Raw genomic sequence first — 24,523 nt, forward strand, 5'->3', positions numbered from 1 at the left:
CTTTCATAAGAGTGATGAAAGACAGTATGGAAAAGGACTCAAAGAAAAGTGTCTTTCATAAGAGTGATGAAAGCCAGTTTGAAAAAGGAGTCAAGTAAAAATGTCTTTCATAGGAGTGATGAAAGACAGTATGGAAAAGAATTCAAAGAAAAGTGTCTTTCATAAGAGTGATGAAAGACAGTTTGAAAAAGGAGTCAAAGAAAAGTGTCTTTCATGAGAGTGATGAAAGAAAGTATGGAAAAGAATTCTAATTAAAGTGTCTTTCATAGAAGGGATGAAAGCCAGTTTGAAAAAGGATTCAAAGAAAAATGTCTTTCATAAGAGTGATGAAAGCCAGTTTGCGAAAGGATTCAAAGAAAAATGTCTTTCATAAGAGTGATGAAAGCCAGTATGGAAAAGGATTCAAAGAAAAATGTCCTTCATAAGAGTGATGAAAGCCAGTATGGAAAGGAGTCAAAGAAAAATGCCTTTCATAAGAGTGATGAAAGCCAGTATGGAAAAGAATTCAAAGAAATGTGTCTTTCACGAGAGTGATGAAAGCCATTCCCCTACATCAAAACAACAAAAGTGGCATTCATAACCGAGATGAAAGCCATTCCCTCACACCGAAACAAGAAAAGTGGCATTCATAACCGAGATGAAAGCCATTCCCTCACACCGAAGCAAGAAAAGTGGCAATCATACCCGAGATGAAAGCCATTCCAACACTCTGAAACAAAAAAAGTGGCATTCATAACCAAGATGAAAGCCACTTCCCCACTTAAACCCAATTTCACATATATACAACGAACGCTTCCCAAACGATCAGTTGTCGTTTTCCGTGTTTGGATCATCTGTTGTTGGGGCTTCGACTTCCTCTTCTAATGGCGTTGGTTCCTCACTGTTGCAGGCTGCGAGGCCGAGTGATAGCAATAGTATTGATGCTGTGCTGAAAAATTTTTTAGTCATAATAAGCTCCTAACGTTTAGATTTATAGGGTTATTATGAGCAAGTCATTTTCTGGGAATACGCCTTATTTATTTTTTAGTCACACTATTCGCCCACCTATAATAATATAAACTGTCAGCAGCAAAAGATTCGAAAATCCAGAGTACATTTACGCTATTGTTTTCTTTTTGAGGGGTGAGCGCGGCTAGGTAGCGGCTAGGTTTAATGCATCCAGGAAGTGTCACGATGTCACATTGCTCCTCAAGTGTGCAAGAGAAAACAATTTGTAAAATCTACGAAAAACGAATCCGTGACATTTCACCAATTAGGCACATGCCGCATAGTATAGTTCGACTAGATGTTAAAGGAGGAAAAAGCGTTGAAACGTTTGCGTCAAATAGTGACAAAAGCGGTTGTCGCTAAAGGTAAGAAAAGAATTGAAGCGAGTGAAGTAATTCGCCCTTCATCTACGCCAACCAGTATTTTGGGGTGCTGGGTGATTAACCATCACTACAATGCCAAAAAAGTAGGGAAATATGTAGAAATCACAGGTAAGTTCGATGTAAACGTATGGTATGCGTACAATAATAATACAAAAACTGCAGTTCACTCTGAAACAATCAGTTACAAGGATCGCATCAAGCTTCACTACCGCGATAACGATGTAATTGAATCAGATAACTGCCACGTACGTGTTATCCAACAACCAAACTGTATCGAAGCGGTAATTAACCAAAATGGTGATTGCTTCAATGTAGTGATCGAACGTGAATTCGTGGTAGAAATCGTTGGCGAGACAAAAGTGGTTGTTTCTGTTCACGAAGTAGATTATGAAGAAGAATGGGTATATCAAGATGAATCATCATCTAGCTCAAGCTCGAGCTCAAGTTCTTCATCATCATCTTCATCATCATCGTCTTCATCTTCTAGCGATGGCTTTAAATTTATTGAAGACTCGTCATCATTTCGTTAATAAAGTGAGAGCGCCATCTACCTTCAAAAGGTAGAACCTATAGGCGCTCTTCTTTATTGTATTGCTTCAACAAAACAGCGATTTTCGCTCCATTATGCGAAAATCCTGTTTTCATTTTTCCAAAGTATTCCTATAGTAAAATAAATGCGCGCCAGCCAACGTTTATGAGTCGATTTTTGTTATACTGTTTAGGAATGTAATTATAATTTAATCGCACGGATAAAACGTGTTTTCTACTATAGAAGAAAGATTTAGTTTAGAGAGGTACCATGAAAATGACAACATATACACCAATGATGCAGCAATACCTATCCATCAAGTCTGAATATGAGGATGCCTTCCTTTTTTATCGACTTGGGGATTTTTATGAAATGTTTTTCGATGATGCGGTAAAAGCATCTCAAATATTAGAAATCACATTAACTGGACGCGATGCAGGATTGAAGGAACGAATTCCGATGTGTGGTGTCCCTTTTCATTCGGCGAAGGGCTATATCGAAACCCTTGTTTCAAAGGGCTACAAAGTGGCGGTGTGCGAGCAAACTGAAAGCCCCAAAGAAGCAAAAGGGGTTGTAAGACGTGAGGTTGTACAGCTAATTACACCCGGCACAATTATGGAAGGCAAAACAATTGATGGAAAAACAAATCATTTCATTGCATGTGCGGAGCAATTAGCAAATAACACATTCGCTCTAGCTTACCTGGATGTGTCTACTGGTGAAGCAAATACGGCGTTAGTTGAAGGTGGTACGAAGGCTTTACTTCAGCAATTAATGGCCTTTACTATTCGTGAGCTTGTTGTAACAGAGCAGCTCCAGCTTTTATTGGCTGAACAGGCAAGCAATCTCGGTATTGTACTATCTATTGAGCAGGAGGAAATGCCAGAAGAGAAGGCCTCTCAATATATCAAAAGCTTACCAATTGAATTAAAGGGCGTTGCAAAAAGCTTACTGCAATATGTAGAACGAACTCAAATGCGTAGTTTGTCGCATATTCAAGAGTTTACATATACGGAAACGAAGCAGCTTTTGCGAATCGATACGAATTCGAAGCGTAATTTAGAGCTGCTGGAGTCAATTCGTGGTGGTGATCAGAAAGGGACATTGCTTTGGCTGCTTGATGAAACTGTCACTGCTATGGGTGGTCGTAAACTCAAACAGTATCTACATCAGCCATTAGCAACCCGTTCTGCTATTGAAAATCGACTATCCATCGTGACGGATTTGCTGGATGAATTTTTTGTTCGAAATGAGCTAAAGGAATTGCTGAAGAACGTTTATGATTTAGAACGGTTAGCAGGTCGTGTGGCGTTTGGTAATGTGGGCGGAAGGGATTTGGCCCAGCTTCGTGAATCGTTGCGCCAAGTTCCTTCCATTAAACAACAGCTGCTGGATTCGGGGAAGGAGACCCTTGCTCGCCTAGGAGAGAAGCTTGATGAGTGTGCGGATATTGAGGCATTTTTATCTCAAGCGATTACGGATAATCCACCAATTTCGATCAAGGAAGGGGACGTGATTCGTGAGGGGTATAATGAGAGACTTGATGAATTGCGGTTTGCTTCTCGTAATGGGAAGGACTGGATTGCCCAGTTGGAGCAAAAGGAACGTGAGCTTACTGGAATCAAGAATTTGAAAATCGGCTATAATCGTGTTTTTGGTTATTATATCGAGATAACGAAATCGAATATTGCGAGTGCAGATTTGTCTCGCTATGAGAGAAAGCAAACTTTGGCGAATGCGGAGCGTTATATTACTGAGGAGTTAAAGGAAAAAGAGGCGATTATTTTAAATGCCGAGGAGCAAAGCCTGGCATTAGAGTATGATTTGTTCGTTGAGCTACGAGATCAGTTAAAGGCTTTTATTCCGCGTGTTCAGGCGCTTGCTTCAGAGATTAGTGAGCTTGATGTGTATATAAGCTTTGCGCATGTTTCAGAAAAGTATCGTTTTGTGAAGCCTGCCTTCCATGAGGGACGAGCGTTGAAAATTGTGGGTGGTCGACATCCGGTTGTTGAGAAGATGCTAAATAAGCAAATGTATGTGCCAAATGATTGTGTGTTGCCGGATGATAAAAATATGATGCTGATTACAGGTCCAAACATGTCCGGGAAAAGTACGTATATGCGTCAGGTAGCGCTGATTGTTGTGCTAGCGCAAATGGGTTGTTATGTGCCGGCTGATGAGGCAGTGCTTCCAATTACGGATCAGATTTTTACACGTATTGGGGCAGCAGATGATTTGGTAGCGGGTCAATCGACGTTTATGGTAGAGATGCTGGAATCACAGAATGCGATTACGAATGCGACTGAGAAGAGTTTATTATTATTCGATGAAATCGGCCGTGGAACGTCGACTTATGATGGGATGGCGTTGGCTCAGTCGATGATGGAATATATTCATGATAAAATCGGTGCCAACACCCTGTTTTCGACTCACTATCATGAGTTAACTGCTTTAGAGGAGCAGCTTTCTCGTTTACAAAATGTACACGTGAGTGCAACGGAGAAGGACGGCAAGGTTGTCTTTTTGCACAAGGTTCGTGAGGGAGCAGCAGATAAAAGCTATGGCGTACATGTTGCCCAGCTAGCAGAAATGCCAGACGCAATAATCGACCGTGCTCGTGTGTTGCTGGAACAGTTCGAGTCGAAGGAGCACGGGGTGGCGAATGTTGCGGCTACGGTAGTGAATGATGTTGTGGCTGAGGCTGAGCTTCAGTTATCGCTGTTTGCAGAGGAAGAAAAGGCGACTGCAGTAGCTGCTGCTGTATTATCGGATGTGGAGCAGGACGTACTGCAGCGCATAGAGAAAATCAACATCATGGGCACCGCGCCAATACAGGCGATTAACGTGCTTTATGAGCTACAACAAGCTTTGTTGAGTAAGAAATAATTTGTAGAATTCTGGGACGGGATAGAGTGGCGGATATCTTCTGAAAGTTGGCGGATAAATTTCTAAAACTGGCGGATATAGTATCGAAGCATACAACTCGATTCAAAAAACATCAAAAAATAGTAAGTTTGATTGAAAGTTACTGCGAGTTTTGGGGCTTTTTATGAAGTGGCTGAATTTCGACAAAAACTGGCGAGATTCTCAAATCCGAGCACTTTTCAAAAAAAGCTATCCCAACTCTCTTAACAATTCACTTAAGTATCTAGTGTTTTAGTCAAAATAAAAAGGAGGTTCTTCAAATGGGAAAAATTCAAATTATGGATGAGTGGTTATCGAACAAGATTGCGGCGGGGGAAGTGGTTGAGCGCCCGTCGTCAGTTGTGAAAGAGCTCGTTGAAAACGCCATTGATGCAGGAAGTACATCAATTGAAGTTTTTCTCGAAGAAGCGGGGTTAACCTCCATTCAAGTAACTGATAATGGAAGTGGGATGGATGAAGAGGATGCATTGAAGTCCTTTTCACGTCATGCTACTTCGAAGATTTCAAAGGAGCCGGATCTTTTCCGAATCCGTACGCTTGGTTTCCGTGGGGAGGCACTTGCCTCGATTGCGTCTGTTTCGAAGGTGACATTGAAAACCTCTGATGGGGAGAATAATGGTCTCGAGATTCAGATGGATGGTGGGCATCTTGTTTCGAAAAAACCGACTGCCTTTCGTAGAGGAACGGATATTACGATTGCTCAGCTGTTTTATAATACACCGGCGCGTCTTAAATATTTGAAAACAATTCAGACGGAGCTAGGTCACTCGATTGATTATATGAATCGTCTGGCCCTTGCGTATCCTGAGATTGCGTTCAAGCTTGTACATAACGGTGGAACGCTCCTGCAGACAAATGGACGGGGAAGTGTACAGCAGGTGATTGCTGCCATTTATGGGATGCAAAACGCCAAGAAGATGATTCCCTTCAGTGCAGAGTCAAAGGATTATAAAGTACATGGATTTGTGAGCTTGACTGAGGTGACGCGCGCAAATAAAAACTATATTTCTATTTTCGTAAATGGTCGCTGGGTGAAGCATTACTTGGTACAAAAGGCGATAGTGGATGCTTTCCACACGTATTTGCCGATTGAGCGCTACCCCATTGCGGTACTTTATATCGAGGGGGACCCGTATTTAACCGATGTGAATGTGCATCCTGCAAAGCTTCAAATTCGTTTAAGTAAAGAGCAGGAGCTATTGCCGTTAGTGCAGGAGGCTATCAATAAAGCGATTCGTGCGGCCATTCATGTGCCGGTAGCCGAGAAAAAGGAGAAGCCTGTGCGTGTTCCAACAGAGCAAATGAATATTTGGAAGCCGTATACCCCATCCTTTGATGAAAATAAAATGAATGCCATTGTGCAAAAGCTAACATCCGAGGATTCGATTGTAAGAGAGCCGGAAGTCCAATCGCGTCCAGTAGCTGGGGTGGGAGAAATTTCACCAGAGCAAGAAGCTAACTCAGTAGTACAGGATGTCCCAACGGAGCTAGAAATCGATTGGTCAGCTCCAAATCCAACACCATCAACAGTCATTGATGAAACGCCAGTTGAAACGGCAGTACCAGTTATCGAAGAGGAAGTAGCCGGGAAAAAAGAGCCATTCCCAGAACTTGAGATTGTTGGGCAAATACACGGGACGTATATTGTGGCGCAAATGGAAGATGGCTTCTATTTAATCGACCAGCATGCTGCACAGGAACGCATCAAATATGAATACTACCGCGAAAAAGTCGGCGATGTAAATCCAAATGAGAGACAATCGCTACTACTGCCATTAACATTCCATTATTCAGCAGATGAAGCGTTGATTTTAAAGGAAAATGTCCATGCTTTAGAGGAAGTGGGCGTGTTCTTGGAGGATTTCGGACAATCATCTTTTGTGGTTCGCGAATATCCTACCTGGTTCCCGAAAGGCTTCGAGCAGGAGCTGATTGAGGAGCTGATTGAGCAGGTGTTCAAAACTCGACGTGCAGATGTCAAGAAATTACGTGAAGAGGCGGCGATTATGATGAGCTGTAAAAAATCAATCAAAGCCAATTATTACTTAACAAAAGAGCAAATGGTTGTACTTCTTGATGATTTGAGAAAGGCTGACAATCCATTCACATGCCCACATGGCAGACCGGTATTGATTCACTTTTCTACATACGAAGTGGAAAAAATGTTTAAACGAGTAATGTAGGTGGGAGTTGTTGTTAGTATAGAGGTGTACTTGCGGCCTTCGCGAGTAATAATCAAATTAATAAGATTACCTTGCGACTTGAGCGCAATTCAAAAACCAAAAGAACGCTAATGCGAGACATGTCCGCTTCATCCAAATAGCGTTCACATTCAATCCTAATCAAATACTGAAGATACACCTAAATATTTTGTAAAGGGGAATTGCAAATGTTTTCATTCAAGGAGCGTCCGAACATACTTAATACGTTAGATAGTTATACTTTCGATGTGCTTGTGATCGGAGGGGGCATTACAGGAGCAGGGATTGCTCTGGATGCTGCATCGCGTGGACTTTCTGTGGCGCTGGTGGAAATGCAGGATTTTGCTGCAGGGACGTCAAGTCGTTCAACGAAGCTTGTGCACGGTGGACTTCGCTATTTAAAGCAGTTAGAAGTCGGACTTGTGGCAGAGGTTGGACGTGAGCGCGAGATTGTCTATGAAAATGCCGTTCATGTTACACAGCCTGAATGGATGTTGCTCCCGCTTTACAAAGAGGGAACGCTTGGCAAAATGACGACACGTGCGGCTCTTACACTGTATGATCGATTGGCACAGGTGAGAAAAGATGAGCGTCGCCAAATGCTTTCTAAAAAAGAAGCATTGGAAAAGGTTCCACTCTTAAAAACGAAGGGCTTACGTGGTGCAGGTTATTATGTGGAATACAAAACAGATGATGCCCGCCTAACGATTGAGGTGCTGAAAAAAGCAGTTGAATATCGTGCGATTTGTCTAAACTATGCTCGAGTAGTAGATTTCGTCTACAAAAAGAAGAAAATCGTTGCGGCAAATGTTCGAGATGAAATTTCTGGTGAGCAAATCACGATTCACGCACACCAAATTATCAATGCAACAGGTCCTTGGGTAGATGACGTGCGCAAGCTGGATAAAATCACGAACAAGAAAACGATTCGCCATACAAAAGGGGTTCACATTGTTATTGACCAAAAAAGACTTCCTTTAGAGCAGGCAGTTTACTTTGATACGGAAGATGGACGCATGGTGTTTGCAATACCGCGTGATGGTAAAACATATGTTGGAACAACGGACACTTTCTATGAGGATAACCCAATCCAACCTACCGCAACAAAGGAAGATGTAGACTATTTACTAAAGTCAATCCGCTATATCTTCCCGGATGCAACAGTGACGAAATATGATGTTGAATCTTCGTGGGCAGGGGTGCGACCTTTAATTTCCCAGGAAGGAAAGGACCCTTCTGAAATTTCGCGAAAAGATGAGCTTTGGGTTGCACCGAGTGGGCTTCTAACGGTGGCTGGCGGCAAATTAACTGGCTATCGTCAAATGGCAGAAACCATTGTTGACAAGGTTGTTAGGCTGAAGAAATTCAAGCATGCTACTGAATGTATCACGAAGGAACTTGCTTTATCTGGTGCGAGAGGCTTAAACTCTTTAAATTTTGAGGATTATGTAGCGAACAAATCAAAAGAAGGCACTGAGCTTGGGATTAGCAATTCCGATACGCAACGGCTTGTTCGCAAATATGGAACGAATGTGGATGAGGTTTTCCAATATGTAAAAACGGTTCATAACTGCGAGCTAGATATACCACCGTCTCTTTATGCGGAGCTGTTATACGCAATTTACTATGAAATGGTTATGACGCCTTGTGATTTCTTAATCCGTAGAACGGGCTACTTATATTTCAATATCGCATTAGTAGAGCAATATAAGGAAGCCATTTTAGAGATTATGAGCAATATTCTAGGGTATTCTGAAAGTGAAACGGTATTTTACCGTGCACAGCTAGAGCAATTTATTGACGAAGCAAAAAATCCAATGAAATAGGGTGAATTCGGTTGGTAGAGCATGCAGAGATCTTGCAAATGGATGATGGTCATCAAGTTTATGTACGCATTTACAAACCCAAAGGTACACCGATAGGGAATTTCCATATCTTGCATGGCATGGCAGAGCACGGTGGACGCTACGAGGCCTTTGCACAAAACCTGACGAGTCAAGGCTACTTTGTCACGGCACATGATCACCGAGGACATGGCCAGACTGCAGAAATCAACGGTCAGCTTGGTTATTTTGGTGATGAGGGTGGCTTCCAGCGTGTGGTAGATGATGTTTTTGACATCATACAGCATTACAGTGTGGATCCCAATAATCAGGAGATTGTGCTCTTTGGGCATAGTATGGGTTCATTTATCGCTCGCAGATTTATTCAGCTTTATAGTGGGATGATCGACAAATGTATTTTGTGTGGAACGGGTGCAACAACGGCTCTTCATCAAATAGGAAATACAGTTGCTCGTTCACTCTGCTCCTTGAACGGGAAAAATGTGCAAAGTCCGATAATGAACGAGTTAAGCTTCAATAGTTTTAGTAGAAGTGTGCTAAATCCCAAAACAATTTACGATTGGCTATGCAGCAACGAGGAGGAAGTCGAAAAATATATGAAGGATCCATATTGCGGCTTCATTCCAACCAATCAGTACTTCGTAGATTTAACAGATGGATTATTAGTAATCAATCAAAAAGAAGAGATAAAAAACATTCGCAAGGATTTACCGATTTTATTGATTAGTGGCAGTGAAGATCCGGTGGGAAGTAAGGGCTCGGGGGTCTTTAAGGTTGCTAAAGGAATGAATGAAGCAGGTCTAACCGATGTAGTGGTGTATCTTTTTGAAGGCATGCGCCACGAAATTTTAAAAGAGATTAATCGAAAACATGTATATTCTGTAATTACACGGTGGTTAAATAGATGAATGATGAAAAAATCGAAGTTGTCGCCATAGTTGGACCGACAGCTTCAGGAAAAACAGCTTTAAGTATTAAAATGGCAAAGGCCTTTAATGGGGAAATTATCAATGGCGACTCCATGCAAATTTATAAGGGGCTCGATATTGGGACAGCCAAAATTACCGAAGAGGAGATGGAGGGCGTTCCCCATCATCTTATAAGCTTTAAGGAGCCGACAGAAGGCTTTTCCGTTGCTGAATATCAGACATTGGTTCGGGAGAAAATTGCCGAAATCCAAGGTCGCGGCAAGCTTCCGATTATTGTGGGAGGTACGGGGCTTTACGTCCAGTCAGTATTATACGATTTCCAATTCACGAAGGAAGACGTGGACGAGGAAGCGAGAAAAAGCTATTATGACGAATTAGCTAAAATCGGGCCTGATGCAATGCATGCAAAGCTAATGGAGCTTGATCCGGAAACGGCTGGAACGATACATCCGAACAATACGCGCCGTGTTATTCGCGCGCTTGAAATGGTCGAGCTGCATGGAGTTTCAAAGGCAAGTGAGGAACACAATCGTGGAAATATCCCACTCTATCAGTATTTGATTATCGGGCTAGATATGGACCGCGAGAAGCTTTACGAGCGCATTAATTTGCGAGTGGACATCATGATGGAGCAAGGGTTACTGGAGGAAGTGACAGGATTGTGGGAGCGCGGCATTCGTGATGTGCAATCCGTACAGGCAATCGGCTATAAGGAGCTGTATGCTTATTTGGATGATCGTCTAACTCTTAATGACGCCATTGAGCAGCTAAAACAAAACTCTAGAAGATATGCCAAACGCCAGCTGACATACTTCCGTAACAAGATGGATGTCGAATGGATAGGAAATGAATGGAATAAAATCGAAAAATATTCTAAATTGTTCAAATATTAAGAAGGGAAATCGATTTCGATGGCGAATATCTAACTATAGAAAACTATGGACGAGGTGTATACGTTGAAATCAATCAATCTTCAAGATACTTTTCTAAATAATCTTCGAAAAAACAATACTTTTGTAACAGTCTTCTTATTAAATGGTTTCCAGCTTAAGGGTCTAGTGAAATCCTATGATAATTTTACTGTTTTACTAGAAGTAGACGGCAAGCAGCATTTAATCTACAAGCATGCCATCTCAACATTTTCTCCATCAAAAAATGTAGCAATCACTTCAGACAACGATGATCAATGATGACCGAATCGGCTAAGTTTACTTGCCGATTTTTTGGTGCCCAAAAACGGGAAACTTCGAGTGAAATCACGTTAATTGCGAAGGGTGCGTTTTTTCATTATACTAAAGTGGGCTAGCTCGTGTAAGTAGTTTCGCGAGCTGAAATGGAACAAGATGGAGGTTTTTAATTATGAAAACAATGACAACTGAAGAATTAGTTAATCTATTAGATGCAAATGAAGATTTAAACATTATCGATGTACGCGAGGATTTTGAGGTGGAGCAAGGCACGGTACCTGGTGCTATCCACATTCCCCTAGGTTCAATTCCGGAAAAAGCTCCTGAACTAGACAAATCGAAGGAATACATCATGGTATGTAAAGGTGGCGTTCGCAGTGCAAATGCAGGCGAATACCTAGAGTCTCAAGGCTTCCAAGTAATCAATCTTGAAGGTGGCATGATGGCTTATGACGGAGAATTAGAGTTTAAGTAAGGGGTTAGTGTTGGAATGGGTGTAGTTGGTTGCGAATTGCGAATCCCGACAAAATTGCTGGTTTTCCCGACACTTCGCATTATAATTCCGACACTTTTATCAATTTTCCCGACACTTTCTCAACTAATCCCGACAATCCACAAAAAAAGCACATAAGTGAGTAGCAAATCTACTCATCTATGTGCTCTTTTATTTGTATCAATTTTAATCGTTGTATTGTTAGACTCAGTTTCTGTTGTTTGCTTCAGCGTTCTTACAGGCAGCTTCCAATGCTTCGTGTATGATAAAACACGTAGCGCCGTAATGACGATGAATAGAGCATATAAGAAAATATCTCCATCTAAAAGCTGAAGCCCGATGATTAAACCAGCACCTGCCGCCCAAACGGCATATATTTCATCACGAAGAACTAATGGCTTTCTCCGTGCTAATAAATCGCGAATTATTCCTCCACCTGACCCCGTTAAAACTGCCGCCACGATGACAGCGCTAATTGGAAGCTCAAGTGATACAGCGTAAATTGCACCTTGAATCGCAAAAGCCGACAAGCCGATTGCATCCGTAAAGTTCCCCCAACGGTTCCAATGCTTAATAAGATGGTGGGGTACTAGGAAAAATACCGTAATGGCAGCTATGGCAATTTGAAACATCATTTCTTGGCTCCATAAAGTCGAAACTGGCAAGCCAATCAACAGATTTCGTATTGCACCCCCGCCAAACGCAGTGACAATCCCTAATAAATATACACCAAATAAATCGTATTCTTCTTCCATGGCTACAATTGCACCTGAAATCGCAAATGCGATGGTGCCAATAATACTAAAGACTTCCCATGCCATAGACATTGCCTCCTTACATGAACATGCAAGATTGAGAATAGCAGTTTAATAGCTTTTCGTAAAGTAATTTTTTATTAAAAATAATAATTATTTGAATAATAAAAACAAACACGTACAAAATCTCCAAAATTCTAAAATAGTTGAAATGCTAGCAGGAATTGTTAAGATAATAAAGGACATTATTTATTAGAAGATCGCTTCGTGCGATTTGTATAGAACGGAGTAATTATTCATGACATTTATTTCAACAATAAAGCCGGAAACGCTGCAGCTAGCAAATGAAGTGGAAGCTAAAGTAAGACCCATCCACGCTCAAGTAGACGAAATGGCATTTTTCAATCAGCAAAAGGTACTAGCAGCCTTTCGTAAGCACCAGGTAAGTGATTTTCACCTGCACCCATCGAGCGGCTACGGCTATGACGATGAAGGGCGCGATAACTTAGAGAGAGTATATGCTGAAGTTTTTGGAGCAGAGGCAGCCATCGTGCGTGCTCAAATCATTTCTGGGACTCACGCCATTACGTTAAGTTTATTCGGCGTACTGCGACCTGGTGACGAGCTTGTGTATATTACAGGGAAACCGTATGATACGCTTCAATCTATTGTTGATGGCGGAGTGAAGGATACTGGCTCATTAAAGGATTTCGACATTGGCTATTCCCACGTGGATTTAATAGACAATCGCGATATTGACTGGGATGGTGTGCGTGCAGCAATTAATGAAAAGACGAAAATGGTAGCCATTCAGCGCTCGAAAGGCTATGCAACACGCCCTTCGTATACTATAGAAGAAATCCAAGAGATGTGTAAAAAAATCCGTGAAATTAATCCAGAGGTAATTATCTTTGTAGATAACTGCTACGGTGAGTTTGTGGAGTCAATGGAGCCGACAGAAGTAGGGGCAGATTTAATGGCTGGATCCTTGATTAAAAATCCAGGAGGTGGCTTAGCTAAAATCGGTGGCTACATCGCAGGAAAGGCCGAGCTAGTGGAAAAGTGTGCATACCGTATGACGTCACCTGGTATTGGGGCAGAAGCAGGAGCATCCTTGAATACTTTAGCTGACTTTTACCAAGGGTTTTTCTTAGCACCTCACGTGGTCGCGCAAAGCTTGAAAGGGGCAATCTTCACCTCGGCTATGCTGGAGGAGGTGGGGATGGCAACGTATCCACACTATACTGCCAAGCGTACGGACTTGATTCAATCGGTTTCCTTCCAAACAGCTGAGCAGATGGTTGCCTTCTGTCAGGAAATACAGGCAGCTTCACCGGTCAACGCTCATTTTGCACCAGAGCCTGCTTATATGCCAGGCTACGAGGATGACGTTATCATGGCAGCAGGTACCTTCGTACAAGGCTCAAGCATCGAGCTGACTGCTGACGGTCCGATTCGTCCACCATACACGGCATTCATTCAAGGTGGCTTAACATACGAGCACGTGAAATATGCGATATGCAGTGCGGTTCAAAAATTGAGATAAATGATATAATGACGGCTCGGATTTTAGAATCTGGGCTGTCTTTTTTTATGAGAGCTTCTTAAGACAGTCAAAATTAACATCATCTTCTAAACTTATTATCATCAAAAACCTACACCCCAAGCAAAAAATTATTAATAACATATACTGTTTAAAAATATAGTGATAGTAAATCATCTAAGATTGGGGTTGTTTATGGGGCATTATCGGAGGAATAGAAATTACGACCTCATAATCTTCTATTTTGTCGGTATGTGGATTTTGAGTGTGATAGGGCTGTTAGTGGCGTTGTTGCTGCCGCTTTCGATAGTGATTATTCTTTCGCTATTGGGCATCGCATTGGTTGTACTTACTTTTTTAATGAGATTAGGGAACTTTATAATTTTTTTGATTCCTATATTGTTTGGCGTACTGCATTTTTTACTTCTTATTATATTTATTGATTGGCTGGGAGCCGCACTAATCATTTCAGTATTTATAGCAACATTAATCATCTTCATATCGATCGCCTTTATGGGAATCAAACTCATAGAGTACCAGATTTCTGAGGCTTTGATGTACGCGTTTACGATATTAATCGTCTTTGTTGTCTTTGCCTTTATTTATATTTTCATTCCAGTCAGCAGTCCATTTTTCCTAGTTGTAGCCGGAATATTTGTATTGGCTTTTGCACTTTACACGGTCTATGAAATGGATAGCATACGCAATAACCTTATCCGAGAAAATGAGGTCCTGTTTTATTCTCTTCGACTTTATTTGAATCTTGCTTATATCCTTATCAATATCTTAATTTCTTCGCGTAAAAGATAATCTGGAACTGCAGTGCTAAGATTTTGCACTGCAGTCTTTTAATTGTCTGGAAAATGAAGTTTTAGGATAGCGAATCTGGATATAACATTAAAACTCCGATATATAACAGGGAACGTCAGAAGACGGCAACTTTCAGACAAATGATGTCATAATAAAATGAATAGTTAAACTATTGTAAAAGTTCTTTATAAGGGCTATATTCTAATAAATATATAATTTATTATTCGCCTCTTAATGTTAGTTTTTCTGACGCAACCTTGACATTCAACCTCACTGGGAGTAAGATAGTCGTGAGGGAGGTGGATTAAATGGGTAGTGAAAGAAGATCAAGTGAATTAAGAAGATCCATGCCGCTTTTACCAATTAGTATTGTAATGCAATTAACCGAACTATCTGCGCGCCAAATTCGCTATTACGAAGAGCATGATTTAATTCAGCCGCACCGTACAGAGGGGAATCGACGTATGTTTTCCTTAAATGACGTGGATACGCTTCTAGATGTGAAGGACATGTTAGAGCAGGGCGTTAATATGGCAGGTATTAAAAAAGTATTTGAAATGAGAAATAATCCAGCAGTTCAAGAAGCAAAAGCGAAGGAAGAAATTTCGGATGCTGAATTGCGCCGCATTTTGCGTGAAGAGATGATTAATAGTGGACGTAATCAAAAAACGTCATTGCGACAAGGGGATTTATCGCGTTTTTACCAATAATACGCGTGAATTATAAATAGAAACATGTGAATGATCAAGGTCATTCACGAATAAGGGAAAATTAGGAGTGTGGAATGCTGTGGGTAAATACACAAAAGACGATATTAAACGTCTAGTTCAAGAAAAAGAAGTAAAATATATTCGTTTACAATTTACAGACATTTTAGGGACAATTAAAAACGTAGAAATTCCAGTAAGTCAACTTGACAAAGCATTAGACAACAAAATGATGTTCGATGGCTCTTCTATCGAAGGTTTTGTTCGAATTGAAGAATCAGATATGTACTTATATCCTGATCTTGACACATTCATGGTTTTCCCATGGACTACTGATAATGGTAAAGTTGCACGTTTCATCTGTGACATTTACACACCAGATGGCAAACCATTTGAAGGGGACCCACGTAATAACTTAAAACGCGTATTAAAAAATATGGAAGAGTTAGGATTCACTCATTTCAACCTTGGGCCAGAGCCAGAGTTCTTCTTATTCAAGCTTGACCAAAAGGGTGAACCAACTCTTGAAGTAAATGATAACGGTGGTTACTTCGACTTAGCACCAACTGATCTTGGTGAAAACTGCCGTCGTGATATCGTGCTAGAGCTTGAGGAAATGGGCTTTGAAATCGAAGCTTCTCACCATGAGGTAGCTCCTGGTCAACACGAAATCGACTTCAAATATGCAAGTGCCATCGAAGCTTGTGACTACATCCAAACGTTTAAGCTTGTAGTAAAAACAATTGCTCGTAAACACGGTTTACATGCAACATTCATGCCAAAGCCTTTATACGGCATCAACGGTTCAGGTATGCACTGTAACGTTTCTTTATTTAAAGGAAAAGAAAATGCATTCTATGATCCAAGTGCTGAAATTGGCTTATCACAAACAGCTATGCAATTTATGGCAGGTATCTTAGAGCACGTTCAAGGCTTCACGGCGATTACAAATCCAACAGTGAACTCTTACAAGCGCTTAGTACCAGGCTATGAGGCACCATGTTACGTAGCATGGTCGGCACAAAACCGTTCACCATTAATTCGTATTCCAGCTTCTCGCGGACTATCAACTCGTGTTGAGATTCGTTCAGTAGATCCATCTGCGAACCCATACTTAGCATTAGCGGTAATCCTGGAATCTGGTTTAGAAGGTATTCGTCAAGGGTTAACCCCTCCAGCAGCTGTTAACCGCAACATCTATGTGATGAACGAAGAAGAACGTAAAGCGAACGGAATCGATAACTTACCAGCTTCACTTGATGATGCGCTAGTAGCACTTTCAAATGACGAAGTAGTGAAAAAAGCATTAGGTCAACACATCTATGCAAACTTCCGTGAAGCAAAAGAAATCGAATTCGATATGTTCCGCACAGCAGTACACCCATGGGAACGCGAGCAATACCTAAAAATGTATTAATACTTATGGAGCCTGGCACATTTTGTGTCAGGTTTTTTTGTGTATAAACACTTAATATTGAAATTGTGAATATATGTTAAAATTTATAGAAGCTATGTAGCATAATTTAGTCAAGATTAGTTGATCAGTCTTGCTGTAAATTAATAGTGGGCAGGTGAATGAAGTGAAAAAAGATAAAGAAACGCCAGGTGAGAAAAGAGAAAGATTGAGACAGGAAGAGTTGAAAAGAAACCCAGCAGGAAGTATCCATGGTGCTGGTCTGCAAGATATGATTGGAGATATTGGTTGGAAAGGTGCAGGGATACTTATCCTCTTAATAATACTATTTTCAATAATATATTTAGCTTTCTTCAGCTAAAGCTCGAGTTAGCCTGAATCAAGTCATTTTTTAAAATGAAGAATTTATAAACTAATAAGGGTTAAAAGTGTATTTGTAAAAAATAGATTAATCCAGCAACTCCTAAAGAGATTATCCCTATTAAACCAGAAATCAGTCCTATTTGTGTTTTGAAAATCTTATCTGTTTCTGTTTCAGTTTGAAAATTATCTCTTTGTCGTTGATCATCCGTCCAAGCACCAATAAAAATACCGGAAATTATAATACTGATAACGCCGATATAAAGAATTAATTTCATCATTTAGATGCCTCCTTCTTCATTTACATACATTTTCTAATTACTTGTGGTTCATAGAATTTAACATTTTATTAACTTTTATATAATTCCTTTACATTGAAATGGAGGGAAACTGAATTTGGAATTAATAATGCAAATTTTCTTCGCGGGATTTATTATAATTGCCAGCATCCTCGGCTTGAAAAAGAGAGATTACACAAAATTGAAAGAAGAAAGAAGAAAACAACCTTCGACACTTCTTTTTCAAATTATTACAATTATAGGATACCTGCTTTTTGTTAGTAACATTACACTTTTCGATAATTACTTTATAACGAAGCTAGCAATCAGCTTAATTTTCATTGGGGTTATTTTTAATACTATTAAAAACTGGAAGTCGATTAGTAAAATCCAGAAGGTTAAATTATTAGCGTTAGGGTTATTAATATTGCTTTGTACTGTCTATCTTTTTTAGCATTAAAATAACATAGACTTCATTTTCTTGTTTAGTATTTGTAAGATTACCCAGGGATGTAAGTCTTTTATTAAAGGTAAGGATTGTATAAAAATATATTAAAATGAAATTTTACTATAACCAAATGTCAAACTTAAGAATCGAATATGGTTGTCGAATTTGTATTTAATATAAAAGGGGATTATATAATGATAAAGAAAGCTTTGATTTCGGGCGTTGTATTTAGCTCAATGTTATTAGTTGGTTGTAATGGAGAGAATGAAGAAGTAACAGAATTAGTAGTGAGTGATAGTGAGGAGGAAGCTGTAGACGCTTTAACGAATGAGGAAAACGATGAAATAAATTTACTATCAGAATTACAAACTGAGATACTAGCAGCTATTACAGAAGAAACGGAAATTGATCATGAGGCAATAGCGATAATGTTAGGTGGTAATCTAAAAGAAATGTCGATTTCAGTAAGTTTCCCGAAGGATTTAAAAGTTGATGATACCGAGATTCAGCAAATTATTGAAGATTCAATTCAGAGAGCTTCTGAAACAGAGAATGTTGCAATTAACGAAGAAAATGTAACGATAACAATCGAGAAATACTAGCGGTGAACTTCCCAAACCATAAAATTTAGTTGTTAAATAGGAAACATACTTTATTAATGCTAGAAATCTACATTTTTTATCGGTAGCTAAATTCAATTATGGGACCCATTTCTTTTGAGAGGGGTCTTTTCCTTTTAAGTGGTCAATTATGAAGTTTATTGTTCGTTAAAGAGCAGGCTATTTCTCTAATAGGAAGGAAAAAGGTATATAGAAAAGGAATTATTAGATATACCGGATTACATAAAGGGGAGAAGGAAATGTATGAGTAAATCATTTATTGAACAAGTACATTATATTAGAATTCCTGTAAAAGATTTAGAACTGTCTACGCAATGGTATAGAGATGTCTTAGGGCTCCAGTTGCTAAACAATACTGAAGAACGTGCAATTTTAAAAGTAAATGAAGGACCGTTCTTACTTATCTTAGTTCCTACCAAGGATGAAACATTTGTACATTTTACAATTGATAACGAACAAGAATTTAGCATTGGCTTTACAAGTCCAAAATTAGCTGAATTTCATCAATACTTAATTGATAATCAAGTTAAGGTCGAGGCTATAAAAGAAGATAATGGCCATGCCTTTTTCCACTTTTATGACCCCAATGGTAATAAACTTCAAGTACATTGGTAAGGTAAGTTACCTTATTTCAATAAAGCAATGAAACTTCATATTTAATGTTTATATGTCTATAAAGTTTCAGAAAAAGCTGGCCTTGTGAAGTTAAGTTACACATCATTATGGATCACATTTCGGTTATAGAACTGTGGTCTTTATTTATTAAATAGACTTTATGGAAAAATACTGAAAGTGAAATAGAAAGTTATGTTAACATGGAATTAAAAATATTAAAAGTAGAGTAATTGAGAGGGTGAGAAGTAATGGTAGTAAATAAAATTAAAAATGAGAGTATGGAATGGATTAAGGCTATTTTAATTGCTATAGCGTTGACCTTTGTAATTCGTCTATTTTTCTTTACACCAATTGTGGTGGATGGTGCGTCTATGGAACCAACCTTATATAATCAAGAACGTATGATTGTAACAAAAATAGGGGAACCCAAAAGATTTGATATTATTGTTTTTCACGCAACAGAGAATGAAGACTATATAAAACGTGTAATAGGGTTGCCAGGAGACCGTATTGAATATAAAAATGATACTTTGTTTATAAATGGAATATCCTACGACGAACCTTACTTAGACCAGGCTAAACATGAAGTAAAAGATGGATTGCTAACTAATTCATTTACTTTACGAGAGACTCCCGTTCAAAGTGATATAGTCCCAGAAGGACATTTATTTGTTATGGGGGACAATAGAAGATTCAGTAAAGATAGTCGTCATATCGGTGCTATACCTATCGAAAAGGTAGTAGGAACAACGAATTTCGTTTTCTATCCTATTAAAAAGATTCAATTAATAGACAGTAATTAATTCAATAGAGAGTGCCTAATTTAAAGTCATTGATTACTATACAGGTTTCATTATTTAAATGAAGGGCTCAATTTTAAAGGTGAATCGGTCTTTGTTTATATTCTTCCCTTATTCGGCGCAATTCTCCAGTAAGAATTACGCCTTTTTTCACGGTCGCGTTATTAGGTCAAATTCTTCAAATATTATAGTATATCGCTTTTAGCATTTAATAATGCTAGAATAATAATAAAATTGAAGGATTATTCTTAATAACTTTTGGAGAAGGTGAGGGTTTAAGATGAAAAGGTTAGTATTTTTAATACTATTATTTATAAGCTGTAATTTGTTTGTGAATGAGGATGCACTGGCGAGTACAGTAAAATGGGGAAACTATACTATAAATTCAGGGCAAATTGGGATTGTTAAATTTTCTACCGATGTAAAATTGTATAAGCAAAATCCGAATGGTTCGACATCCGTTATTATCGGAAAAAAGGGACAGGCATACCGTGTTTACGACATTGAGAAAATTAGAAAGTATGACAATCTCAAACTAAATAAAATAGCTGAAGCTACTAAATATTATCTTGGTGGGGGAGTAACAGTTCAAGGAAATGAAATTATTAAATTTGAACAACTTCCACAAAAAATATACGAACAGGCTATAGCAGTATATGGATATCCAGTAAAATCGCTAGTACCTCCAAAATCAACTTTATTTGGATTTGATTATAATTATAATCAATTTATGGATGGCGTTTCTTTTATGTATTATGATGAAAAATCAAAATCATTTAAAGGATGTCACGGCATGTATTCCGGAGATTTGGTTAATGAATATTGTGCAGGTGGGGAAGCTGAAATTAAATTTAGTGAGACAAAATCTGCATTTTCTTATGAATTAAATGTAAGTGAGCAAGTAACAAAGGTGCAAATCCAATATCCAGTAAAAAAAGGAAGTATTGTCACAATTACGCGTCCAAATGGAACTATTGAAAAAGAGAAGATTACAAAATTCATTCCATATGAATTCTATGAAAATGTTCCGCATGTTGGTATAAAGGGCAGTTTCTATGAATATACACATGTGATTGTTACGGAAAAAGGACGTAAGTTTGCAGTCGGCAGATACATGAGTGTTACAGCTGTTTCTCAAGCTGAATTTATACGAAGATAAATGATGTATTAAAATGATTAAAACCCACCTCACCCTAGCTAAAGGGGAGGTGGGTTTCGTTTATTTTTTCCATGTCAAAACATTATCAAGCTCGGTAATCATGGCGCCGTTTTCTTTATCGAAAATTTGAATTAGTACACGAGATAATTCTTCGTAGCTTTCGTGTGGCTGTAGCTTTAATAATACATAGACGTTTGATTCGTTATGCTTTTCAAAGGTCATTGTGGACTTCTCGATTTCTGGCTCACCATAACCGACCGATTGAATCGCTGCTGCTCTTTTGTCGAATGTGAAGTACGCAGCGGCTGTTGAGGCAAGGTTTAATTCTTGTTGTGCTATAGCTGTTGCTGAGCTAATCTCTTCCTCAGAAAATGTCACGCTTTTATCTGCCACATCGTAAAAAATTGTTACGGCTCCACCTATAAGAAGCAAGATAATAATTGTGATTGCGATAATTTTAGTAGTGGAGGCGCCTTTTTGGTTCTGTGCTTTCATAAATACACCTTCTTAGTTCAATTGTGAATCACTTGCTTAAGTTTAATGTAACTGAAGGCCGGGCAAAAGACTAGAGAGTTACATGAATTGACAATTTTTCTGAGAAAGATTTGTTACAATTTAATGCAAAATTTAGCTATCATCGCTATTAATGTGACCGTTCAATAATCTCCGGTGCATTAATTTCTGTGATGAATTCCTCTTCTTTATCCCTCATAAAGTCGGTATACTCCGAGATTAGATTTTGATCATAAATTACCGTTAAACGTGAATTTCGTTGAGGCACATTTGGCGTGATTGGATTTCGGTCATGGTCGTACAGAAGAGCTTGCGCAGCACCGGATTCAAAGGTATTACTCCTTGAGCTTCCCCGTACAGCAGTAAGTATGAGCCGATTCGCTGAAATGCCGCCCTGTAATTGAATATGTGAACCAACCCCGTACATAATCATGTTGGACTTTGTGTAGAAAAAGCCTTTTATGATACTCGGGGTGTCCCTATCGACGGAGATATTGGAAATATTAATTTCACCGGTTGCAAAAATAATAAGGGTACTATTTTCTCTTATCCCATTTAAAGTACTTTCACGAATTGTGACATTCCCATCTACATAAATTAATGCATCTGTTCGAAGGTTCGTATTTGTCACGTTCAAATCGCCATATACATAATACGTTCCCGATAAATCAATCGTTCGATTTCCGGTAGTCGATGCTCCGTTAATAGTAAGGCTGCTTTTCGTTAAAGTCTTTTCATATTTCGTGCACCAAAAAACAAACCAGGACACACATTGATCCGTCTCACCAGCAACAAGGGTTTCGTAGTTTTTAGCAAAACTCCTCGTTTCGTGAGTGGACGTAGTGATGTTCAAAGAAGTATATCTTTTGTTTGTGCCTCTCGTTGCTTTGTTTAAAATCGTTCCGGTTATTTCAACGGTATCGTCAGATAAATCCTTCGTAATCACATTTAGCTGGGGACTATTGAAAAATTGAGCTGATATCGATGCAGAAGCGTTGGCAGCTGTGGGACTAAAACGTGTATAGTTCGCTGTATTTGTTAGTCTTGTGCCAGCCACATGCTCATCGTAGGTAGGCTTATTGTTGGTGTTTAACACAAAGACATTTTTCTGATCATTCAATATTAACTTCGGTGTTACACTATTTGCCGCCTGACGAATTCGTGTCGTTACACTGTCTTCCCATCTAGCGGTTGTCCCGGAAAACCATGTGGCTTGTCTGGATAATATCAGGTTGCCATCTGACTTTATATCCCCTTGAACCTCTACGCCGCCATGTAAATAAAGATTCCCTCCATTATTGGTAGAAATCGCATATCTGAGCTGATCAGGGATCGCATCTGTCCCGAACATTACTCTGGAGGTAGTTACATTTCTTTTTCCATTTACTATACCGGTACTAATGATGGGGACGATTTTTTTTAGCTCCTGCAATTCGTTTTTTTCATTGTAGACATTTTGGATATTGTTCACGTCAACACATACATTCGTTTGACCTGATTCGCTTGGTATTTCTACACCACCAGCAGTGCAACTATATCTAGAGTTTTGAATGATTTGATTTAATTTTGTTTGAAAATCAGCTTTTCCAACAGTCCCAGCACTAATATAAGTCTGCAATTCCTTTTGAATAGAAGCGGTTAGAAATTCAACGCCCTTATCGGACACATCCTTTGCTTGGACAATATTTTCTCTATTTTCATTTTTAACGATGCTATTGCTCGTAATTGTAATAAGACTTAACCCCAAAATCGATAATATAATGAGAACGGTTAGTGCTAATAATAAGGCATAACCTTTTTCGGACTTCGTGATGTGCATGATATTCGACTCCCTAGACTAACAGTTAAAAGGGCTGGACTTCATTGACAAATTGAATTTCTTTTAAGGTATTTCGCGTTGTATATTGAAGCACTAAAACGATTTGATATGAAGTCGCAGTATTCGGATCACCAATAATTCTTGAGCTTTTCAATATGGTGATATTATTGTTGGAAACCTCATAAATGTCATTTCTTAAATGCAATCTTGTCTTTCCATTACTCGTGACGAATCCGATAGGCTTTAAGCTATTCCTGCAAGCAGTATCCAAAATCAGATTGCCAGTGGTATCACGCGTACAGAGGGCAGGGGAGCTAGACACATTTAAATAACTATTATCATTATCTGTAATATTTTGAATAATATGTGCTTGCTTTGTTGTATAGAGGGATTTGATCAGGCTACTCACGATAATGTCGGCCTCATCTCGAAGACTCGTTTCAACTCGAATGGCATCTGTCGTTTCTGTACTTTTCACTATTAAGGATATCGTAAAAATAGAGACAAACGACATTAAAGTAAGAACAGCTAATAATTCAACTAAAGTAATTCCAGTTTCGTTTAGTCGTTTTCTATTCAATCGAAACATACCCCTCTGAGGATCCTTTTGTTTTCCCATTTGGTGCTGTGACAGTAACAACCACCTTCACGAGGTTAAGATCCTTTTCTGAAAAAGTGGCATTTTTAGATTTTGCCGTACTTTGGCTCGCAACATACGAAACACTATAAGTTCTCCCATTCAAATCTACCTCGAGTGGGGGATTTTTTAGCTTCTTGTTCGTCTGTGTAGTATCAACAAAATAACTCTGAATATCAGTAGCCCGCGGATAAGTCCTAGCACGAACACGCTCTAGCATCGCATCCGCCAAATTAATCGTCACAAGCTTCTCCGTATTCATAGCCGCCGTCCGATTCGTCTGAATAAACAGTTGCGAAAAACTGAGCAGGATGATGGTAATGATGATGATGGCAGCAACGACTTCAATAAGGGTGAAGCCTTTGGAATTATTTTTTAGTCTTTTCATTGAAGAACTCCATAAGGAAAAATTTATAATAATCTTATCAATTAATACATTTACTCTTCATATTTTTATTATGTCCAATTGAAATGTATTTGGCAAGCAAAAAATGCATTAAACGGCAATCAAAAATGTAACCACTTGCCAACGAAATTTAATTCTGAATAATTGACTCCTTATAACGA

General features: G+C 39.1%; 25 protein-coding genes. 19 read left to right on the forward strand and 6 right to left on the reverse strand.

Features of this window, described 5'->3' with window-relative positions:
• Window positions 1-375 precede the first annotated feature (375 nt).
• The 9 genes from BJ095_RS19055 to BJ095_RS10520 all read left to right on the forward strand — a co-directional run bounded on the left by BJ095_RS19055 (window position 376) and on the right by BJ095_RS10520 (window position 11,460).
• Entirely contained in the window at window positions 376-534 is a 159-nt protein-coding gene (locus BJ095_RS19055) for a hypothetical protein (protein WP_181418038.1), read from the forward strand.
• A gap of 772 nt (window positions 535-1,306) precedes the next feature.
• A complete protein-coding gene (gene cotE / locus BJ095_RS10485; RefSeq protein ID WP_107933028.1) occupies window positions 1,307-1,900 on the forward strand; it encodes an outer spore coat protein CotE in 594 nt (197 codons plus the stop codon).
• 275 nt (window positions 1,901-2,175) lie between these two features.
• Window positions 2,176-4,785 carry a DNA mismatch repair protein MutS gene (gene mutS / locus BJ095_RS10490; protein WP_107933030.1) on the forward strand — a complete coding sequence of 870 codons (2,610 nt, stop codon included), beginning with the start codon at window positions 2,176-2,178 and terminating at the stop codon, window positions 4,783-4,785.
• Between the two features lie 299 nt (window positions 4,786-5,084).
• On the forward strand, window positions 5,085-7,007 hold the full coding sequence (gene mutL / locus BJ095_RS10495; protein ID WP_107933032.1) for a DNA mismatch repair endonuclease MutL: 1,923 nt from the start codon (window positions 5,085-5,087) through the stop codon (window positions 7,005-7,007).
• Between the two features lie 206 nt (window positions 7,008-7,213).
• Window positions 7,214-8,851: a glycerol-3-phosphate dehydrogenase/oxidase gene (locus tag BJ095_RS10500; RefSeq protein ID WP_107933034.1), complete on the forward strand. Its 1,638-nt coding sequence runs from the start codon at window positions 7,214-7,216 to the stop codon at window positions 8,849-8,851.
• An 11-nt stretch (window positions 8,852-8,862) separates the two neighbouring features.
• Window positions 8,863-9,777 (forward strand): alpha/beta fold hydrolase, encoded by a 915-nt coding sequence (locus tag BJ095_RS10505; protein WP_235867637.1) that lies wholly within the window; start codon window positions 8,863-8,865, stop codon window positions 9,775-9,777.
• Window positions 9,774-10,691 (forward strand): tRNA (adenosine(37)-N6)-dimethylallyltransferase MiaA, encoded by a 918-nt coding sequence (gene miaA, locus BJ095_RS10510; RefSeq protein WP_107933036.1) that lies wholly within the window; start codon window positions 9,774-9,776, stop codon window positions 10,689-10,691. The genes BJ095_RS10505 and miaA overlap by 4 nt, the downstream gene beginning before the upstream one ends.
• Before the next feature lie 63 nt (window positions 10,692-10,754).
• Window positions 10,755-10,988 carry an RNA chaperone Hfq gene (gene hfq / locus BJ095_RS10515; protein WP_107933038.1) on the forward strand — a complete coding sequence of 78 codons (234 nt, stop codon included), beginning with the start codon at window positions 10,755-10,757 and terminating at the stop codon, window positions 10,986-10,988.
• Window positions 10,989-11,157: 169 nt separating this feature from the next.
• On the forward strand, window positions 11,158-11,460 hold the full coding sequence (locus tag BJ095_RS10520; protein ID WP_107933040.1) for a rhodanese-like domain-containing protein: 303 nt from the start codon (window positions 11,158-11,160) through the stop codon (window positions 11,458-11,460).
• A 173-nt stretch (window positions 11,461-11,633) separates the two neighbouring features.
• On the opposite strand, the gene BJ095_RS10525 is transcribed toward BJ095_RS10520, so the two are convergent.
• Complete coding sequence (locus BJ095_RS10525) at window positions 11,634-12,299, reverse strand: trimeric intracellular cation channel family protein (protein WP_107933043.1); 666 nt, start codon at window positions 12,297-12,299, stop codon at window positions 11,634-11,636.
• 232 nt (window positions 12,300-12,531) lie between these two features.
• On the opposite strand from BJ095_RS10525, the gene BJ095_RS10530 reads away from it, so the two are divergent.
• From BJ095_RS10530 to BJ095_RS10550, 5 genes are all read left to right on the forward strand, one after another.
• Window positions 12,532-13,779, forward strand: a complete 1,248-nt coding sequence (locus BJ095_RS10530) for a methionine gamma-lyase family protein (RefSeq protein ID WP_107933045.1) — start codon at window positions 12,532-12,534, stop codon at window positions 13,777-13,779.
• Window positions 13,780-13,971: 192 nt separating this feature from the next.
• Window positions 13,972-14,586, forward strand: a complete 615-nt coding sequence (locus BJ095_RS10535; protein WP_107933047.1) for a Bax inhibitor-1 family protein — start codon at window positions 13,972-13,974, stop codon at window positions 14,584-14,586.
• Window positions 14,587-14,894: 308 nt separating this feature from the next.
• On the forward strand, window positions 14,895-15,296 hold the full coding sequence (locus tag BJ095_RS10540) for a MerR family transcriptional regulator (protein ID WP_107933049.1): 402 nt from the start codon (window positions 14,895-14,897) through the stop codon (window positions 15,294-15,296).
• A 79-nt stretch (window positions 15,297-15,375) separates the two neighbouring features.
• Window positions 15,376-16,710, forward strand: a complete 1,335-nt coding sequence (glnA, locus tag BJ095_RS10545; RefSeq protein WP_107933051.1) for a type I glutamate--ammonia ligase — start codon at window positions 15,376-15,378, stop codon at window positions 16,708-16,710.
• A 163-nt stretch (window positions 16,711-16,873) separates the two neighbouring features.
• Complete coding sequence (locus BJ095_RS10550; RefSeq protein WP_107933053.1) at window positions 16,874-17,068, forward strand: DUF6366 family protein; 195 nt, start codon at window positions 16,874-16,876, stop codon at window positions 17,066-17,068.
• Between the two features lie 61 nt (window positions 17,069-17,129).
• Here the strand turns inward: BJ095_RS10550 and BJ095_RS10555 are convergent, their stop codons facing one another.
• A complete protein-coding gene (locus tag BJ095_RS10555; RefSeq protein ID WP_107933055.1) occupies window positions 17,130-17,348 on the reverse strand; it encodes a DUF5316 family protein in 219 nt (72 codons plus the stop codon).
• Window positions 17,349-17,475: 127 nt separating this feature from the next.
• On the opposite strand from BJ095_RS10555, the gene BJ095_RS10560 reads away from it, so the two are divergent.
• The 5 genes from BJ095_RS10560 to BJ095_RS10580 all read left to right on the forward strand — a co-directional run bounded on the left by BJ095_RS10560 (window position 17,476) and on the right by BJ095_RS10580 (window position 20,987).
• Window positions 17,476-17,799, forward strand: coding sequence for a hypothetical protein (locus BJ095_RS10560; RefSeq protein WP_215534991.1), 324 nt, complete (start codon window positions 17,476-17,478; stop codon window positions 17,797-17,799).
• A 188-nt stretch (window positions 17,800-17,987) separates the two neighbouring features.
• On the forward strand, window positions 17,988-18,395 hold the full coding sequence (locus BJ095_RS10565; protein WP_235867638.1) for a topoisomerase: 408 nt from the start codon (window positions 17,988-17,990) through the stop codon (window positions 18,393-18,395).
• 261 nt (window positions 18,396-18,656) lie between these two features.
• Window positions 18,657-19,028, forward strand: a complete 372-nt coding sequence (locus BJ095_RS10570; RefSeq protein ID WP_107933059.1) for a VOC family protein — start codon at window positions 18,657-18,659, stop codon at window positions 19,026-19,028.
• A gap of 248 nt (window positions 19,029-19,276) precedes the next feature.
• Complete coding sequence (gene lepB / locus BJ095_RS10575; RefSeq protein WP_107933061.1) at window positions 19,277-19,831, forward strand: signal peptidase I; 555 nt, start codon at window positions 19,277-19,279, stop codon at window positions 19,829-19,831.
• Between the two features lie 277 nt (window positions 19,832-20,108).
• Window positions 20,109-20,987, forward strand: coding sequence for a hypothetical protein (locus BJ095_RS10580; protein ID WP_107933063.1), 879 nt, complete (start codon window positions 20,109-20,111; stop codon window positions 20,985-20,987).
• A gap of 60 nt (window positions 20,988-21,047) precedes the next feature.
• Here the strand turns inward: BJ095_RS10580 and BJ095_RS10585 are convergent, their stop codons facing one another.
• The 4 genes from BJ095_RS10585 to BJ095_RS10600 all read right to left on the reverse strand — a co-directional run bounded on the left by BJ095_RS10585 (window position 21,048) and on the right by BJ095_RS10600 (window position 24,344).
• Window positions 21,048-21,482, reverse strand: a complete 435-nt coding sequence (locus tag BJ095_RS10585) for a hypothetical protein (RefSeq protein WP_107933065.1) — start codon at window positions 21,480-21,482, stop codon at window positions 21,048-21,050.
• A 148-nt stretch (window positions 21,483-21,630) separates the two neighbouring features.
• Window positions 21,631-23,319: a hypothetical protein gene (locus BJ095_RS10590; RefSeq protein WP_107933067.1), complete on the reverse strand. Its 1,689-nt coding sequence runs from the start codon at window positions 23,317-23,319 to the stop codon at window positions 21,631-21,633.
• Window positions 23,320-23,344: 25 nt separating this feature from the next.
• On the reverse strand, window positions 23,345-23,899 hold the full coding sequence (locus tag BJ095_RS10595) for a PulJ/GspJ family protein (protein ID WP_107933069.1): 555 nt from the start codon (window positions 23,897-23,899) through the stop codon (window positions 23,345-23,347).
• A complete protein-coding gene (locus BJ095_RS10600; protein WP_107933071.1) occupies window positions 23,892-24,344 on the reverse strand; it encodes a prepilin-type N-terminal cleavage/methylation domain-containing protein in 453 nt (150 codons plus the stop codon). The genes BJ095_RS10595 and BJ095_RS10600 overlap by 8 nt, the downstream gene beginning before the upstream one ends.
• Window positions 24,345-24,523 lie beyond the last annotated feature (179 nt).

Origin of the sequence: Ureibacillus chungkukjangi, assembly GCF_003217295.1 — a bacterium.
Taxonomy (GTDB): Bacteria; Bacillota; Bacilli; order Bacillales_A; family Planococcaceae; genus Ureibacillus; species Ureibacillus chungkukjangi.